The following is an 18,456-nucleotide window of genomic DNA, read 5'->3' as shown; positions in this document are numbered from 1 at the left end:
TTAAACGAATGCTATGACTTTGTTTTGAGTAGAATAGGGTGCACAACAAAATCTTTTGGTAGACTGCCCATTGAGCAGAGGTTCGTAAGTTATGAGTAATCCTATGGTTAGCTTAATACTTAAGGTTTTTTACCGGGCTTTTGAATTATTTTTATTTGAATTGTTTTTAAAATATTCTAGATTTAGACTTCAGATTTAAATATTTATATATTCTTTAGAAGATGATTTGAAAAGGCAATTTGAAAGGGTAATTCATTTTTATATTCTTAAGTGCAAGATTGTTAAACAAAGGTGTCAACTCAACATTGATATAACAACATAAATGTTGCTTGATTAAAGGATAATCTTGCCCCCTAACTTCCCTATTGTGGTGGGATTAACTTTCAAAATTCTCCAGTATTGGGGAATTTAGGAGGCTTTCATTTATAAATTTTCTCAGACGTAGTTGCTAATAGCTGATTTACTGTACAAACCTACATATTTCTACCTTAGACGTACTTTTTTGTTTGCGAATATAGTCTATGAAGTTCTATTTGCACAACAATGCACTGTTATGACCCCTACGCTTGGCTCGAAAAATCTCTGACCACCATTCACCGTGCTGATTGGTACCGTGCAGTTAAAACTATTGCAGGGCGTCCAGGTGCAAAAATAATCTTAGATGGGCATGAAGTAATTAATTTTGCTAGCAATGATTATTTGGGACTTGCAGGGGATGAGCGATTAATTGCAGCGGCGATCGCAGCCACTCAAGAATATGGTACGGGAAGTACGGGTTCTCGCTTACTCAGCGGACATCGAAAATTACATCGAGATTTAGAAATAGCGATCGCATCATTAAAGGAAACAGAAGATGCAGTAGTTTTTAGTTCCGGATATCTAGCAAATTTAGGTACAATTACTGCTTTGGTTGGGACGCGAGATTTAATTTTATCAGACCAATACAATCATTCCAGTTTGAAAAATGGGGCAAAACTCAGTGGTGCTAATGTAATTGAATATTCCCATTGCAATGTTACTGAGTTAAAAACTCATTTAGTTGAACAAAGACAATTGTACCGGCGCTGTTTGATTATTACTGATAGCGTATTTAGTATGGATGGGGATTTGTGTCCTTTACCAGAACTCTTCGAATTAGCAACAGAATTTAGTTGTATGCTACTGCTTGATGAAGCCCATGCAACAGGTGTGTTGGGTGAAAGGGGAAGTGGATGTGTAGAACACTTCGGCTATAGCGGTAAAAATATCATTCAAGTAGGAACCCTCAGTAAAGCACTTGGTAGTTTAGGTGGTTATGTTGCGGGTAGTAATCTATTAATTGATTTTTTACGCAATCGTGCTCCCGGTTGGATTTACACTACAGGACTTTCCCCAGCAGATACAGCAGCAGCTTTAACCGCAATTAAAATTCTCCAGCAAGAACCTGAAAGACGAACTAATTTGTGGAATAATATTAACTTTTTAAAAGAAATAATAGTTAAACAGATAATCTCACAACAAACAAGCTCAAAACAAATAGCTACATCAGAACAACCAAATCTAAAACTACTACCTTCAAATTCACCGATTCTTTGTTTCCAATTACCAAATAGTAGTACAGCACTTAAATTAGGACAGCAATTAATAGATAAAGGAATTTTTGCTCCAGCAATTCGTCCACCAACAGTCCCCACAAGCAGAATTCGGATTTCTGTAATGGCTACCCACGAATTATCTCAAATTCAAAAATTAACAACAATCTTGAAAAATATTTTGTAGTGTAGTACCAAGCATCAAGGTTAGGACATTATATTCTGGCTGAAAAGGAAACAGGGAACAGGAAGTAAAAAATTTTCTAAACCAAAGAGGTAAAACTATTAAAAAAACTTAAAAAATCACAAAAAAATAAAACAGAACTTGCATTTTTGCTACAAGTTCTGCTCTATCAATTCAGCAAATAAAAACTGAATTCAAATTTTTGCACTGTCTGTACTCATTACTCCGCAGGAGCACCTTCAACAGTTGCATCTACCTTAACTTCTGTAACTCCTTTAACGCTTTTAACAGTAGGTTCAATCTCCTTAAGTTCTGCGTCGCTAGATACGGTTCCAGAAACGGAAACAACACCTGCTTCTTCTTCTTTTGCTTCCAGTTTGCTGGTAGGTAACTTGTCTTTTAATGCTTTATTAGCTTGAGTTGCGACATCACCATCAACAGCAGTTGCATCTTCTGCGGTACCTGCTGCGGTTGGATCTGTTACACCTTCAGCTGCAGCTGGATCTGTCGCGCTGTCGGTAGCTGCTGGATCTATTTTAATGTCACTAGCTGCTGTATCTGTTGCAGCCTCACCCTCAGTAGCTGCTGTATCTGCTGCACCTTCACCTTCAGTAGCTGCTGTACCTTGCTTGGCTTCTGTTTCAGCAGTTGTATCGCTAGCTTCTTGTGCAGCAGGTTGAGTTGCTTCTTCTGTAGTATCTGAAGCCTCTGGATTTGTCTGAGCGGCTTCCTGACCCTGACAACCGAAAGTACCAATCGCTAAAACACCACTTATCAGAAATGGAATAAACTTTTTCATTTCTATCTCCTAGTAAACTACTTGAAGCAATTCATTAACTTTGCGTTTGATGTTTAGGAACGAATCTTAAAGGAAAATTTTAAGACCGAAATTGAATAGACTTAAAAGGGAATTTACTTACCAATAATTAAACATGCTTAGCCAAATTTAAACAAAGATTCTTGAATCATCTTTGGCGGCAACAATTTTACATTAGGTGAGTAAAATATGACTACTGCTTGAGCCATTTAAACAGATATTTTATAGCTTGGCAACATATAAAATATTAGTCTAGTTTTAAGTCAAAAACGTCACGTTGACGATGAAAGTTACATCAAAAAATATCGATATGTTTCATCGATAAATCTTGCTAAAAACAGCATCCGTAGTTCAATCAGAGGTAATGAATAACGAACGCTCACCTAAACTATCAGCATTTTCAGACATTCACACTTAAAGCCAATAAGACTAATAAATTGCATAGCCTGAAAATATACTCTCACCATTCTACACGCGTTTTTTTATATGGACTCATTAAAGAGTAATTTAATGATTTAGATTTTAAATCATTGTTTGATAGTTTATTTTCGTAGTTTTAATTATTGTTTTATTTGTTTTTTAAGTCAGTAATAGGATAATGTCAATTTATAACTGTGATATTTTGCTCTTTACTTAAAATTAAATAGTTTTGAAATACTTATGAGTCGAAAGTAATAATATTTTTGAGTTGAAAAATATAGGTGTCCATACAAGGATAGATATAAGACGAGAAATAAAAAATTCTTAGAATGTAGATGTTGGAGTCGCAGTATAATCTGTTTCTTTTATATATATCCTCTGTCTACGATTTATATATAGAAAATTCTCAAAAACGGTTAACAATATCTGAATTTAGATATTAGGGATTTTCACATTAGTAATTTAAATAAGAATATCTTGAATGATTTTGAAGAGAAATACAATAGTCAGTATTTAATTTTTGCAGTTACATTCGAGACTGTTAATGTAAATAAACAGGGCAAATTAAGCTTTCAGCTTCAAAGCAGTTTTCCTCGGTCAACAGTAGGATGTGAAGGGTTACCTACTTTTAGAATATTCTAATCCAAGATCTATCTTAAATTCTGTGTTGATAAATTTTTTCTTAAAACTGTCATCTATATTATAAAAACGAATTTAATTATCTCTATATTGCAGGAATTTATAACTTATATAAGGTTTTAAAATTACTTAAGTCGTCATATTGTTGATTGTAAGTCGTTAATGATGCAATTTAGCATCAATGCTGCGAACAAGATGAACTTTCAGGAAGCCCGAACTCTTCAAAAATCTAATTTTCTGATTATCTGATTTTAAATTACTTCAAACACCTGAATATTGTGAAGACTAATTCATCCTTTAGACGCTTCAATCACAGATTTTGGCAAGACTCAGATTTGATTGCAAATTCTTATGCAAACTAATAATCAATACTTAAGAGTTTTGTTTTTCCTCGTTTTCTAAAAATAAATTCCTCAAAATAAAAATCTTGAAACTAAAAATATGAAGGGAATATTAAATAAAAAAACAAAATCAAGAACAAATTTAATTTTTGTTTTACCTTTACTCGGGCTGATATCAAACATTAGAGAATTAGAAAATTTTGCACCATATCGAGTTGATGCCTCCAAAAGTGTAGAATATTAGTACATAGATCCTTCCTTGATAAGTACTTGAATCGGATTAATTGGATACTTGTCATTGCATATGAATCACGTCACGCTTGTGCTAAAAGCTTTGCTGGGGCTAGTGGAGTGCTGCGTAATGTAGCATATGTCCTGTCAGACACGTAACAATAGCTGTAGCTAGAGGCTCCACCGATACCACAGGTTATAACTTCGCTACCTACAGATCCGGTATCCTATCGCTAGGAGCTAACGCAAAGCTTTGAGATTGCGATGTTTTGTAGGACAAGCTGTGCTAACACTGCCGTTTATTTTGACGAACACCTTGCGCTAACGCAATGACATAAATATTTATATCCACTTACTTAAGCAAAGCGACAAAGCGGCAAAAATTTGGAGGCAAAAATTTGGAAGTAAGACCTCTGAACGCAAAGCTTACTATTAATGACATGGGATTTGGTAAATCAACATTAAAAATTGAGGTTGTGCCTGGTTCGCCATAGAATAAGAATAATTGAATTTTGTATACCGGGTAACCAAAGGGGAAATTGCACCTGATGATGTTCGGTTCTACGACTTTCATCCGCAGGTAAATGTCGATAACCTCGTAATGTAAGGAACCGATAAATCTGGAACAAGGTTCCAAACAAGCTTTGTGCGCAGTTAAATCAAGGGGTGATAACCATTGTATCAGTGGATTTTGCCAAGCTTAAAGGACATTTTAATTAATACCCAATCAATGGTAACAGCAGCCTGTGACTCGGCAAAAGCACAAGCCCAATGGCGTGTCAGTCTAGCCGCAGCAGAGCAGTTATTATTGAATACATTATCTGGAACAAGCTCAGAATCTGGAATAAATTCAGAGGAAACTCAGGGACTGGTATTAGCTGCACCTGCACCTGTATTTAGCCAACCCGAACTAATTCAAGGTTTGCATGCTGTTACTTTCAGTGCAAAACCTTTCAATCCTCTTGCTTTACCATTTGCCTTGTCTTCAGAAGAAATATCATCGGAAAAGGAAAATTCGAGCCAAGAATCTATTTTACCTTTGCTAGCGGGAGACCCTTTGGCAAACGAGCAATTTTGTTTAGTGTTCACAAACAAATTTAGATTAATTTTGGTTTTAGCTGAAGACAGTAGTGGCGAAAAAAACTTTTTATTTTCCTTCGATGCAGAAGTCGTCGAACGGGCTTGGCGATCGCTTGGTGCAAGGGTAATCCTTAATAATCCAGATTTTTTCGCTCAACTGGAAGAAATAGTCCAAAAATATAATCCTAGAGTTCTAGACCCACAAATTTTGATGCAATTTAGTCAATTTCTGTTGGCTAATGTACCGGCAAGTGAAACAGGTAATTATATTACAGCTAATCATAAAATCAACAAACAGGCTGATCGAGTTGAGCCTTCTAATAATACTTCTAATTGTCTCGATGTCGAACTTTTACAAGCTTTTGCTCATGAAGTTCGTACCCCACTATCTACTATTCGTACAATCACGCAGTTACTACTTAAAAAACAAGATCTACCGGGAAATGTCATTAAGCGACTGCGAATTATCGATCGCGAATGTACAGAACAGATAGATCGCATGGAGCTTTTGTTCAGGGCTGCAGAATTGGAAACTTTACCTGTGGACAAGCCAGCTAACACTCAACTGACTACCATGTGTCTAGAACAGGTATTGAAGCAAAGTATACCTCGTTGGCAGCAAGCAGCAAATAGGCGCGACTTAACCTTGGATGTCCTTTTACCACAGCAGGTTCCGGCGGTAGTAAGTAATCCAAATATGCTGGATCGAGTTCTTACTGGCTTGATGGAAAACTTCACGCGTAGCTTACCTGCAGGAAGTCATATTCAAGTCCAAGTAATCCCTGCTGGTAATCAATTAAAACTTCAGCTTTTACCGCAACTACAGCAGCAAAAGCATAGTAATAGTTCGGAACCATTATTTACACCACCGATCCGTAAAGCAATTGGAGAATTACTCACTTTTCAGCCAGAAACAGGTGTTGTAAGTTTGAATCTAGCAGCAACAAAGCATCTATTTCAGGCAATTGGTGGTAAGTTGATCGTGCGTCAGCGCCCACATCAAGCAGAAGTATTAACTATTTTTCTGCCTTTGCAAGGAGTTGAAAACTCAGATGCTTACATGGGAAAAATGAAAAACTGGCATCATAAAAATACAAAGGCTCATAAGGTAAGCAATAAAGTAGCGGAAAGATAAAGATAGAATTTTGCATTTACTACTTGCTTGAGCTTTTTTAGGGTTGAGAATCATAACTTCAGAAGCAGACTGTGAAAATAATACTTCAATTGATAACTTCTGAGAGTTGATAATTCAGTTGTTCGGTTATTACTACTTGCGTATTTTTATTTTGATAAGCGTTTTGGTATTTGTGAAACGCGATCGCTCTCAAAAACTCTTGGTAAACTTACTGTGAAAGCAGACCCTTCAGACAATTTACTTTTAACAGAAACAAAGCCACCACTACGCCAGAGTAATTGCTGCACAATTGTCAAACCTAATCCTGCGCCAGTAGAATCTTCAGTAGCTCCCGAACGTACTCGGTAAAAACGTTCAAATATTTTGGGAATCTCATGTTCTGGAATTCCTACTCCAGTGTCCCGAACTTCCAACTCAACATATTTTCCGTGAACTCGTCCCCTTACCCATACTTGTCCATTACTAGAAGTAAATCTAATGCTGTTAGCAATCAAATGAATTAAGATTTGTTTCAAGCCTCCACGAACGCACCAAACGGACGGTAATTCATTGGATACTGTGTAAGCAAGCATTATACCTTTTTCATGGGCAATTGGTTGATATGTACTGACGACACCAGGAACTATATCTGCTAAATGCACGCCTTCTAAGGTCATTTCCTCAAGATTGCGTTCTATCTGAGCAAGGTCGAGTACGCCGTGAATAAGAGAATTTTGACGTTCGCATTGACTGCTAAGCATTTGTAGATAACGCTGACGTTGGGTATTCTTCATAGATGGAGAATTTAAAAGGCTCAGCGCTGTTTTCATATGTGTAAGAGGAGTGCGTAACTCTTGACAAACATTACTCAGATAATCATCTTTAAGCTGCAAGTTATTTTCTAATTTTTGATTTTGTTGTTTTACTTTGAATAAACGCTTATTACTTCTATGATATTGAATTTCATCTTGTCGCTGTAATTGCTTTGTAAAAAATTTAGCTATTAATGTCGGATCTGTAGCTGAGTTTGATTTGAGATCTACGATAGTGCTTGTTGAATTAGATTTAACAGTCTCTTTTTCAATTGCTTCTAAAGTAGAATGGATTATTTTTGGTTCGAAATTAGTAACTGTTAATAAAAAATGTTTTTTATTTATTTTTATTCTGGAAGCGACTTGTTTTCGAAGTTTTTTTCGTGGTCGATGAGACAATATTAGGCTGCACCATCGGGGCGATTGTACAATCAGAAAATATTCTCTTTGTAATTGATGTTCTCTTTTGAGTTCAATATTAGTGAAGGGAATTCCATTCTCTTCAAAAGGTGTAATATTATTTTTTGAACGCCAAGAATTTGAACCTGAAGCTTTGTTCTCTAAAGTTAAATCACTAACATAATAGTTAAAAATATTAACAGAATTTCCCAGCCAAGAACAATAACGCTGAATTTCCGAATGCCAAATTTTACCGGGAGGTAACTTAAACCACAAAGTTGCTCTAACTTCTTCTTCAATTAATAAGTCAATTTGCGAACTCAGCAGTGATAGAAAACTTGCCGGACTAAGAGACGAAACTGACTGTGAATTGTATAACTTTTGCTCCAAAAGGAGCTGAAATAACGATTTTTCAGGACTTAGAGAGACTTTCATGATTTAAGCTGTAAAATTGACACAAACAAAAAATAGAGCAAAAAATAATACTCTCTTATCTTTTTACCCTTAAGTGTCTATTTTTAACAAAAAATTAGGGAATTGCGGTGATTGGAGATTGGAGATTGGGGATTGGCGTTAGCAAAGCGTGACGCGACAGCGTCATATGGGGACTGGCGACTGGGCATTAAAATATATTATTCATTACCAATTACCAATTACCAATTACCAATTACCAAATCCCTAATCCCCAAGTTCTCTACTTCATTCGTACCACTAAAGCATCATGTGCATGTTCTCGGTCATCAAAATGAATTTTCTCAGTACCTAAAATTTGATAGTCTTCATGTCCTTTCCCGGCGATTAAGACTCCATCTCCAGATTCTGCATTCAAAATTGCTGTTTTGATCGCAGTTGCGCGATCGCAAATTACAGTTGGATTAACTGAGTCTGGGATTCCTTCCAGAATATCTTCCAAAATCTTCTCTGGGTCTTCAGTACGAGGATTATCTGAAGTCACAACAGCCTTGTCGGAAAAATCAGCAGCGATTTTACCCATTTGGGGACGCTTGGTACGATCGCGATCGCCACCACAACCGAAAACGCAAATCATTTTACCCCGAATAAATGGACGGGATGCTTTCAATAAATTTTCTAAACTGTCAGGAGTGTGGGCATAATCGACAATTACACTAATATCTTGTTGAGAATTAATTTGTACCCGCTCCATTCTTCCCGGAACTCCAGGGAATTGTGGAATGGCATTAGCTATTAGCTGTAAATCTAATCCTAAATGTAAGACAGCACCTATAGCAGCCAATAAGTTTTCTAAATTATATTGACCGATTAAAGGCGAACGAAATTCTACTTCACCCTTGGGTGTATGAAGTTTACCACTAACCCCATTGGACTCGTAGTTCAGGTCACTCATCCACAAATCAGCAGTAGAATCATTGACGCTGTAACTCCAAACCTGACTTTTCTCTAAAGATTCAATTAGTTTTTTCCCATAGGAATCATCAGAATTAATTATGGCTCTTCCTTTAAGATAGTCAGGACTAAATAATAATGCTTTAGCAGCAAAATAGTCATCCATGTCTTTGTGATAGTCCAAATGGTCTTGAGTAAGGTTAGTGAACACACTTACATCAAATTGACAACCCAATACCCGACCTTGGGCTAAAGCATGGGAACTGACTTCCATTACACTGTACTCGTTACCAGCATTTATGGCTGCAGCTAACTGTTTTTGTAAATCAACAGCAAAGGGAGTGGTGTGAATCGCAGTTTCGGAAAATCCCTGCCAACGAGTATAAAGGGTACCCATCAAAGCTGTAGGCAATTTGCTTTGATGTAAAAAATATTCAACCAGGTGAGAAGTAGTGGTTTTACCGTTTGTGCCGGTAACTCCCACCATCTTAAGCTTTTGACCGGGATAGTCGTAAAAGGTAGAAGCTATTTGAGCGCAAATTTTCGGCATATCAGTACCACTTATCACGCAATCGGCAGCTGTTGGTGGATGTTTCTCAAAAGCTTGGGAAGAAATAACAGCACCAATAGCCCCAGATTTTAAAGCACTTTGCCAAAAATCACCACCATCAACGCGCGTACCGGGCATTCCAATAAATAAATCCCCCGGAGCTGTTGCGTGGGAGTTTGTTGTTAAACCCTTAACTTCCTCATCCATTGCTGGATGTTTGGGTAATTGAATATTTTCATCGATCGCCGCAAGCAATTCCCGCAGTTTCATTGTATCAACCTCGTCACAAACAAAGGGATGAGAAATCAAAGTCAACGACGTCGCTTGAGAATAAATGAGTAGACAGTCACCGTTAATAAGAGCAATAAAACTATGTTGTTTGGTCAAGATCCTTTGAATTATGACCCTATACTAATGCTCCATACTTGCAACCAAATATATTAAGCTGAGTTTTGGCGAATATTACTGTTTACTTGTTTACCCTGATTTTAAACTTCGTCGTTGCCATGAGGTAAGTTTATATCCTGCCTCTGTTTCTCTGTGCCAATTTATCCGCTTATTTTGCACTATTTTTTTCTACATACAAATACTCAAAGATACTTCTGGAGAATTTTTTCTAGTTGTTTTACTGTTGCACGAGGTGAAGGGCGCGGTATCGGTTGCAAACTTTCTGAATCAGTTTCAGCAGCGAATAAAACAGGAACTTCGTATTGATATGCTGTAAACCAATCTTCACGAGTTGTGATATCACGAATTTCTAACTTAAACGGGATATTTTGAATTTGTTCTAATTTTTCTTGTAAACCCTCACATAAGTGGCATTCAGGTTTACCGTATAAAATTAACGTTTTAGTCATTGGTTATTTTCTCGATGTCCTACAGACACTTTAGTCTAAAGCTCGTTGATTAATGCCTAGGAAAATAAAATACCTGTTGAAACACAGAAAATAACTGTGCCCATCCAATCTCCAATAATCAATCAATATTTCTAACGCTTTCTACCAATATAACGAGCTATTATTTTAAATTGAACCTAGTTAAATTAGACCTAGGGTAATCCCAAACAAGAACCTATAGCAGTAGATATATAGGCCGAGACATCGCATATTTTACTTGAAAGGGAATAGGAAACGAAATACAGGGAACAAAAAAATTTCCTAGGTCGAGAATGTAGTGCGATCGAACCAATGACTAATAGCTTTCGAGTACACGAGTGTTCACAGTATCTTGCCCATGCATAGCAGCAACAATCTTTAAATTCTGGAACTTAGGGCAATACTTGCAAAGCAAATGAAACTAACGATAAAAATGTCAAAAAACCAATAGCATCTAACGTAGTTGTCATCAAAGGTCCACAAATTAATGCCGGGTCCAAGTTTAATTGTTTGAAACCCATCGGCAATACTGTCCCTAAGGTTACAGCAATGAGAACGTTTACTGACATTACAGCACCAGCGACAAAGGATACCCAATGTTCTCCCGATGGTGCCCACATTAACGATAATCCAGCCAAAGCACTACCTAATCCAATCGCTGTACCTAAACCAGCTAAAAGCTCCTTACGAAGCACTTTAAGGGTATCTTTTGGGGTTATTTCACCTACACCTAACCCCCTGACAGTAACAGATAAAACTTGGAAAGCCACATTGCCGCTACTATTTGCCAAAATCGGCATAATAATTGCCAATACCGGGACAATAGTAATTACTTGCTGAAAAGGTGCAATTACATTCGCAGCAGTAACATAAAGAGCAATGTTCCCCAATAACCAGGGTAAACGCTTGCGAATTGTTACTTGGGGAGGTGATAAAGCTGCTTCATCTCCACCACTTACACCGGCTAGTTTTTGAATATCTTCTGTAGCTTCTTCCTCAAGAATATCTACGACATCATCTATGGTAACTATTCCAACTAACCTTTTCTCGCGATCAACTACGGGTAACGCAATCAAATCATAACGCTTCATTAATTGCGCTACTTCTTCTTGGGGAGTTTCAGTTTTAATTTTCACTACACGATCGCTAGCTATATCCCGCAACAGTGCATCAGGTAACGAAAATAATAACTGCCTCAGGGAAACCACACTCCTCAGTTTGCGGTTGTAGTCTGTAACGTAAGCGTAGTAGATAGTCTCTTTATCCCGATCTTGACGACGAATTTTTTCTAGAGCTTCCCCTACAGTTAATCCCTCTTGCAAGCGTACGTATTCCGTAGTCATGACCCGTCCTGCAGTTCCTTCGGGGTAGCCCAAAATTGTTGCTGTTGCTTGACGCTGCTCCGGACTGAGTTCGTGTAAAAGACGCTTGACAACCCCCGCAGGTAGTTCGTCAAATAAAACAGCCCGCTCGTCTGGGCTCATTTCTTCAACAATTTGCACGACTCGACCGTCGTGCAATGAATTAATTAGCTGTTGCTGTATTTCCGGTGGTAAATATTCAAAAACGTTAATCGCTTGACCCTTATTCAGAAGCCGAAATGCAAGTGCCCTTTTTTTGCGAGGCAACTTGCTAATATACTCCCCAACATCAACAGCTTGTAAACGATTTAAATCTGATTTGAGTCGGCTCAAGTCCTCTATGTCAACAACATTATTGCTAACATTCTGTGCAAGCATAATCCCCTCCTATTGTCTCCCCCGTACTGGGAGACAAGCTCGCCAGTTCAGAGGAGGATATTACTGCCTTCGTGTGGACTGTTGTCCATAAAATCTCAAGAATTGGAATTGATAAACCAATTAGACACTATAATTAGACACTATAAGTCATAATACTAACCCGGAAGTTACTTATCCGGTAGATCCTACCCCTCTATAGAGAAAGTATGTGATATTCAGCACACATTTATTTTTATGTGCTGTAATTTCAATTTTCTTAGAGTAAATTTTACTACTATGAAATTCTGTGTCAAGGGAATCTTCTATTTTTATTCTAATTTCGAATGGGTCAAAATTTTTACAATTTATTTGATGTTTTTTTTTGATATGATAGGAGGTAAAAACATGTAATAACACCGATTATTTTGTGAAGATATTGTAGTTTTTATTTCTTGACCTCCAAATTTATCCTTGTTAAGGGCGAAATATATTAATTAACAAACGCAGGATTTTTATCTAACTTCCGATGTTATTCTGATGATTACAGCACTTGGAAGTAATAATTTGTAGACTTATTAGCTTTCTTCGTCGATTTGGTCGGAGCGAACAATAATGTTAACCCTATAAGTTAATAAGGAGCGAACGGAATCAAATATTTATTCGCTGGAAATACAATAATTACACCTTCTAGGTAATTTTATCTTGGCAGCTAAATAACTTGATTCTTGCATGTTGGCGTACATTTAGTGTTATTAATAAAAGATTGAGTTCAGCTTAAATTTAAGAGTAGACAAGTTTGAGAAAATGTGCATTATTTGACACTAGCGCTCAGTGTCATCGCCTTTCTTAAGTATATTTTATTTTGTCTAGAATTTATGATTAAATGTAGAACGTCAATAAAATTAGAGTTTAGCAAACTATAAACTATGATTATTCTTGATAGTACAAGTCAAAATAATTTACTAAGCTAAGATGGGTGTGAATATATCTTGAAAGTAAATCTTAAAAGTACGTCCCGAACGCACATGTTGAAAATATACTCCAAAGATATATCCTAAAAATTTACCTTTAAAATACATCTTGAAAAATAAACTTAAGTTTATTTTATAAAATGATTTTTATGAGACTTAACTATCGGCATTTTTCACATATTTACTTTAATTTTCTTCTAAAATCTCTAAATGCCGAAAAAATATTATTTTTAAACAATACTTCATCCAAAAATAAAATCTAAATACATTTGTATATAAGTTCCATAGCAATTATTCTCTAAAAGATTAAATTAGTAATACAATCATTAATTACAGAAAATTTTATATCTTAATAGATATAATTTACTTCAAGGCTGAAGGGTGATAATTCCTTAAAAGCTCTGGAAATTAACATGAAAATAGCCACGGACGTACCAATTCGCCTCGAATATTATTATCAGCAAATCAAGACTATTATTCTTCAACGCCAGAATCCAATTACTGGTTTGTTGCCTGCTTCCACAGCCATAACTGCTCACGGTGACTATACGGATGCTTGGGTGCGGGATAACGTTTATAGTATTTTGGCCGTTTGGGGATTGGCATTAGCATATCGCAAAATTGATGAAGACCTTGGTCGGACATACGAGTTAGAGCATAGTGTCATCAAATTGATGCGGGGATTGCTATTTGCAATGATGCGACAAGCTGATAAAGTTGAGCAATTTAAGCATAATCAGTCACCCTCGAATGCTCTTCATGCCAAGTATGATACGACAACGGGGGATGTTGTCGTTGGCGATCACGAATGGGGTCATTTGCAACTGGATGCCACGTCCATCTTTATTTTGATATTGGCACAGATGACGGCATCAGGGTTGCAGATAATCTATACCATTGATGAAGTTGATTTTGTTCAAAATCTTATTTACTATATTGGGCGGGCTTATCGCACTCCAGACTACGGAATTTGGGAAAGAGGTAACAAGATTAATCATGGTAATCCAGAATTAAATGCTAGTTCTGTAGGAATGGCTAAAGCCGCGCTACAAGCTATTGATGGACTGGACTTATTTGGAGTCAGGGGTTCCCAAGCATCTGTAGTTCACGCACTTCCAGATGAAATTGCCCGTGCCAGAATTACCTTAGAATCCCTATTACCTAGAGAATCAGCTTCAAAAGAAATAGATGCAGCATTATTGAGCATCATTAGTTTTCCGGCTTTTGCAGTCATAGATAAGGAATTACAAGATCGTACCCGTGCTGAGATAATTAGTAAACTAGAAGGAAAATATGGTTGCAAGCGATTTTTACGGGATGGACACCAAACAGTTATAGAAAACACCGAACGTTTGCACTACGAACCTGAGGAACTACAGCAATTTGAACATATAGAATGCGAATGGCCTTTATTTTTCACTTATTTATATTTAGATGGGCTATTTTGCAAAAATGAAGCGCAGGTTAAACGTTATCGAGAACTTTTACAGAAAATAGTTATCGAACGAAATGGTTCGTATTTGCTCCCAGAATTATATTATGTACCGCGAGAAAAACTTGAAGCTGAAAAGTTAGAGCCCCATTCCCAACCTCGTTTGCCGAACGATAATATTCCTTTGGTTTGGGCACAAAGTTTATATTTCCTCGGACAAATGTTGGATGAGGGATTGCTAGCATTGGGTGATGTGGATCCTTTGGGAAGACACCTGTATATCGGTAGAGAACGCCAACCGATGGTGCAAATTGCTTTGATTGCTGCAAATGAAGATTTGCAAGAAAAACTTTTAATTTACGGGATTCCAACTCAAACACCCCAACAAGTTGCACCAATTCAAATTCGTCAAGCTAAAGACTTAATTACCATTTACGAACAGATTGGGTGTAATGAAAAATTAGGTTTAACTGGACGTCCTGCAAGGTTACCCCGTAGTTTAACAACATCGAGATTTTTCCGTATTGGTGGCGAAACTGTAGTTCTTTTACCTTCGTTTTTAGATTCTCAGCAGTTTTATTTAACTTTAGATTACCATTTTCTCCTAGATGAATTTACCACCACATTGGCTTATATCCAGAAATATTGGCGAGATCCGGGACGTCCTACCTTAACTTTGATGCTGACTCGTATGACCCAGACTATGATGGAAACCGGTAATCCAGAATTAATGAAGTCACTTCAAGATCTCAAAGACGGTTTATTTAATGGCGTCAGAGTAAAACTGGGTCGTTTAAATCAGTTTATGTTGACTTCTGCAATTGAAAGAATTGATGTTTCACCTAACTTTGAATTTTCCTATTCCTCTGTTGATAATGCTGTCCCCCGTTGTTATTATCTCTCCTGCGATCGAGAACAAACTTGGCCATTAGCTCATACCCAAGAATTTCAGATGGAGTGTGAAACTAATTTAGAACTATTATTGTCTTATTTACACGCATCAGAAAATTTATACGAACAAGTTGAGCTATTACAAACTCTAACTCGCTTACATGGACTTGAATTTGAAACCGGTTTTGGTACTTTTGAATGTCCTGCAAGGGTAAAAGATTTACTGAATGAAGTTTATACCAGAGCTGGAGAATTAGGTATTTGGGCTGTGGTACGACGGGCTGCTGGTTTGCTGCAAATGGCTGATATGCACCTGTCGGATGTTGTTACAAGTCTACTGGTGCGGGGTAAGCAAATCGCTATTGGTCGGTCTTACAATGAGGATTCTCTGATTACCGTACCCCTATCCCATAAAGAAATTGTCGAAAAAATCAATCATTTTTGTGGTGAGGATATTCGCGATCGGGTCTTAACTCAAGAGATTCTGATTTATTTGAGTAACTTAATTAATACCGAGCCACAATTATTTGAGGGACTGATAACTATTAAAGTTGGCTATCTGATTTTACTAATTACTGGTGAATTGGCGTGGAAATTAAATGTTACTCAAGATGAAGCGTACGAACATTTAATGCAACTTTCGCCGTTTGAGGTGCGAAATAAGTTACGTTACTGTTTGGTAGAGTATGTGGGTGTAAGTGAAGTTTTACGCCAGCAAGAATCTTTGCACAGCCAACAAAGGGAAAGTGAAATTAATTGGAACCTGCAAAGAGAAGGTTCAGAAAAAGTTGAAAATCCACTCAACGGATGGCGACATTTTCGTAATATTGAAGGTACTACAGGAAGGGTACCAAAAGATTTTTATCAGCAAGTATGGTTGTTAATGAAGCATTGTCAAGGCTTAGTTGTTGGCGATAAATTAGAACGTCGCAATCGCCTTGAGAGTAAATTATTGATTTCGGAGATGACGCCAGGAGAAAAGAATTTTGCCCTAACGGTAGAACATTTGTTGAATAAAATTGAATCTCCAGAGTACCGTCAGATAAATATTGAAGCATTAATGCAACTTGCTGTGATTGTTGCGAAAAATCCTAAATTACAAATTGCTGAATATATAGTGCTTGATGTTGTGATCGGTCATGCTGTACGTCTATCTTGGTTGGAAGATAAACCAAAAAGAACAAGACACTACGATGAAGATAAAGCTCAAGCATGGCAATCATTTTACGATTCTTCCCCTCAGGAATGCGCTGTTTATATTGTCAAAGCGTTTAGGTTCTTAATTATGTTTGCGCAGAAAGTTGGGGTTAGTAATGGGTAATGGGTAATGGTTAATGGGTAATGGGTAATGGGTAAGAAATGGTAACAGGATTAGTGATTCCGATTATTCTCAACTCTGATCGGCTTACCTTTACCCCTACTTTTTTAAGGATGAATTAAAATTTTATAAGTATCTGATGCTGGGGAAATAGCTTGTTCCACTGCAGCAGATAAATCTTTTAGATGATAGCGATCGCTAATTAATGCTCCCACATCAATCCGACCCTTAAAAACAATATCTGCAGCTAAATTTTGTAAGCGGTATGAGGAACTGTAACTACCCATCAAATCAATTTCACGTCGGTAAAGAATATTTGGATTAATAGGAATTTCGACTTCATCGGGAAATTCTGCAAAGAATAATATTTTTCCACCCTTGCGGGTACAATCCAAAGCCTGAAAAAAAGCTTTATCGCTTGGAACTGCAAGTAAAGTTACATCTACTCCCAAACCATTAGTCAAATCATTTATTTTGCTAGGTAAATGGGGATCGCGAGCATCAAACGCAGCTTCTGCTCCCAAAGTTACAGCTTTTTCAATTCTTGACGGTAATAAATCAGTAGCAATCGCTTTTGCACCAAAATACTTGACTAACATTACGAACATCAAGCCAATTGGACCCGCACCGGTAATCAAAACTGTTTGACCGGGAGCAATTCCGGCTTTTTTAACCGCTTTCAGACAGCAGTTGGTGGGTTCAACAAAACTAGCAACTTCAAAGCTGACATCATCAGGAATAGGAATTAAACCACCATTGCTGACTATATGACCGGGAACTTTAACATATTCAGCAAAGCCACCACCACTAGGTACAAAACCTGCAGTAGTACAAATATTTTTATAGGTATCACACATAGAAAAATTATCATTGAGGCAATAAGCGCAGTGCATGCAAGGAATATGATGCATTACTGCTACTCTCTGTCCTACTTGCCAATTCTTCACGGATTGACCAACTGCAGTAATTGTACCTGCTGTTTCATGCCCAAATATACGTGGCGGTTGATAAAGAGGATAGCGAATCTTTTTGATATCTGACTGACACAAGCCAACAACTTGCATTTTTACCAGTACCTCATCTGGAGAAAGGGAAGGTACTGGAATATCTTCGTAGGACAGTTGGTTTACACCTCTAAATACTTGTGCTTTCACCTTTTTTCATCTGCGATCAATGCTTATAGATCTACCATCTCTTGTACCATTTGAAAATTTATTAAATGGAATTAAATGGAATTTTGTTTTACTAATGGAAAATCAACGGTTTTAAGACCTACTTTGGTTTATCCTGATTTCTCAATTTTTCTCAAATAACACCTGTGATTGATACTTATATGTTTTGACATGGAATTCACATGCGTTTGGCATAACTATACTTATAAATATAGATTTTTTTTAGAATTACTTTTACTGTAAATTTTGTTTAAATTCACTAGTTGATTTTACGTAAAAATACAAAATTGTAATCTTCTTAACTTGATATTTTTTCAATTTATTTGAAAAATAAATCAAATATTACTCCTACAAATAAATAGTATAAATACTTAAAATAAATAATTTTTGAGGAATTTTAATTTTTAAATTACGTAAAAGCACAGATTAAAAATATATGTCTTAAATTTTGTCCAAGATAGGTAATTAAGTAGATTACCAGAGAAGTATAGATATTTAATTTTATTGGAAGTATTTAAAGCTTTTCTCAAGATTAATCATTTGTATTTAAATGCAT

9 protein-coding genes are annotated in these 18,456 nt (G+C 36.7%); 3 read left to right on the top strand and 6 right to left on the bottom strand.

What is annotated here, in order from left to right:
- The first annotated feature begins 543 nt into the window (after positions 1-543).
- Entirely contained in the window at positions 544-1,758 is a 1,215-nt protein-coding gene (bioF, locus tag BC008_RS14880; protein WP_036265126.1) for an 8-amino-7-oxononanoate synthase, read from the top strand.
- A gap of 217 nt (positions 1,759-1,975) precedes the next feature.
- Here bioF and BC008_RS14875 read toward each other — a convergent pair whose 3' ends face one another.
- Positions 1,976-2,554 carry a BON domain-containing protein gene (locus BC008_RS14875; RefSeq protein ID WP_027842625.1) on the bottom strand — a complete coding sequence of 193 codons (579 nt, stop codon included), beginning with the start codon at positions 2,552-2,554 and terminating at the stop codon, positions 1,976-1,978.
- A 2,325-nt stretch (positions 2,555-4,879) separates the two neighbouring features.
- Here BC008_RS14875 and BC008_RS14870 point away from each other — a divergent pair.
- The gene (locus tag BC008_RS14870; RefSeq protein ID WP_058183642.1) at positions 4,880-6,418 is read left to right on the top strand and encodes a sensor histidine kinase; all 1,539 of its coding nucleotides are present in this window, start codon (positions 4,880-4,882) and stop codon (positions 6,416-6,418) included.
- 146 nt (positions 6,419-6,564) lie between these two features.
- Here BC008_RS14870 and BC008_RS14865 read toward each other — a convergent pair whose 3' ends face one another.
- The 4 genes from BC008_RS14865 to mgtE all read right to left on the bottom strand — a co-directional run bounded on the left by BC008_RS14865 (position 6,565) and on the right by mgtE (position 12,137).
- Positions 6,565-8,043 (bottom strand): DICT sensory domain-containing protein, encoded by a 1,479-nt coding sequence (locus BC008_RS14865; protein WP_027842626.1) that lies wholly within the window; start codon positions 8,041-8,043, stop codon positions 6,565-6,567.
- A 259-nt stretch (positions 8,044-8,302) separates the two neighbouring features.
- Entirely contained in the window at positions 8,303-9,793 is a 1,491-nt protein-coding gene (locus BC008_RS14860) for a UDP-N-acetylmuramoyl-L-alanyl-D-glutamate--2,6-diaminopimelate ligase (protein ID WP_027843792.1), read from the bottom strand.
- A gap of 320 nt (positions 9,794-10,113) precedes the next feature.
- The gene (locus BC008_RS14855; RefSeq protein ID WP_027843793.1) at positions 10,114-10,380 is read right to left on the bottom strand and encodes a glutaredoxin family protein; all 267 of its coding nucleotides are present in this window, start codon (positions 10,378-10,380) and stop codon (positions 10,114-10,116) included.
- 410 nt (positions 10,381-10,790) lie between these two features.
- The gene (gene mgtE / locus BC008_RS14850; RefSeq protein ID WP_027843794.1) at positions 10,791-12,137 is read right to left on the bottom strand and encodes a magnesium transporter; all 1,347 of its coding nucleotides are present in this window, start codon (positions 12,135-12,137) and stop codon (positions 10,791-10,793) included.
- Between the two features lie 1,363 nt (positions 12,138-13,500).
- Here mgtE and BC008_RS14845 point away from each other — a divergent pair.
- Positions 13,501-16,731, top strand: a complete 3,231-nt coding sequence (locus BC008_RS14845) for a glycoside hydrolase family 15 protein (protein ID WP_027843795.1) — start codon at positions 13,501-13,503, stop codon at positions 16,729-16,731.
- Between the two features lie 104 nt (positions 16,732-16,835).
- Here the strand turns inward: BC008_RS14845 and BC008_RS14840 are convergent, their stop codons facing one another.
- A complete protein-coding gene (locus BC008_RS14840) occupies positions 16,836-17,882 on the bottom strand; it encodes a zinc-dependent dehydrogenase (protein ID WP_027843796.1) in 1,047 nt (348 codons plus the stop codon).
- Between the last annotated feature and the right edge of the window lie 574 nt (positions 17,883-18,456).

Origin of the sequence: Mastigocoleus testarum BC008, from assembly GCF_001456025.1 — a bacterium.
Lineage (GTDB): Bacteria > Cyanobacteriota > Cyanobacteriia > Cyanobacteriales > Nostocaceae > Mastigocoleus > Mastigocoleus testarum.
This window is presented reverse-complemented; position numbering and strand designations above follow the sequence as displayed.

Bases quoted from the DNA above. Each gene is read 5' to 3' on its own strand.
- BC008_RS14865 (WP_027842626.1), bottom strand. From the start codon at position 8,043: ATGAAAGTCTCTCTAAGTCCTGAAAAATCGTTATTTCAGCTCCTTTTG.
- BC008_RS14855 (WP_027843793.1), bottom strand. From the start codon at position 10,380: ATGACTAAAACGTTAATTTTATACGGTAAACCTGAATGCCACTTATGT.
- BC008_RS14845 (WP_027843795.1), top strand. From the start codon at position 13,501: ATGAAAATAGCCACGGACGTACCAATTCGCCTCGAATATTATTATCAG.
- BC008_RS14860 (WP_027843792.1), bottom strand. From the start codon at position 9,793: ATGAAACTGCGGGAATTGCTTGCGGCGATCGATGAAAATATTCAATTA.
- BC008_RS14875 (WP_027842625.1), bottom strand. From the start codon at position 2,554: ATGAAAAAGTTTATTCCATTTCTGATAAGTGGTGTTTTAGCGATTGGT.
- bioF (WP_036265126.1), top strand. From the start codon at position 544: ATGCACTGTTATGACCCCTACGCTTGGCTCGAAAAATCTCTGACCACC.
- mgtE (WP_027843794.1), bottom strand. From the start codon at position 12,137: ATGCTTGCACAGAATGTTAGCAATAATGTTGTTGACATAGAGGACTTG.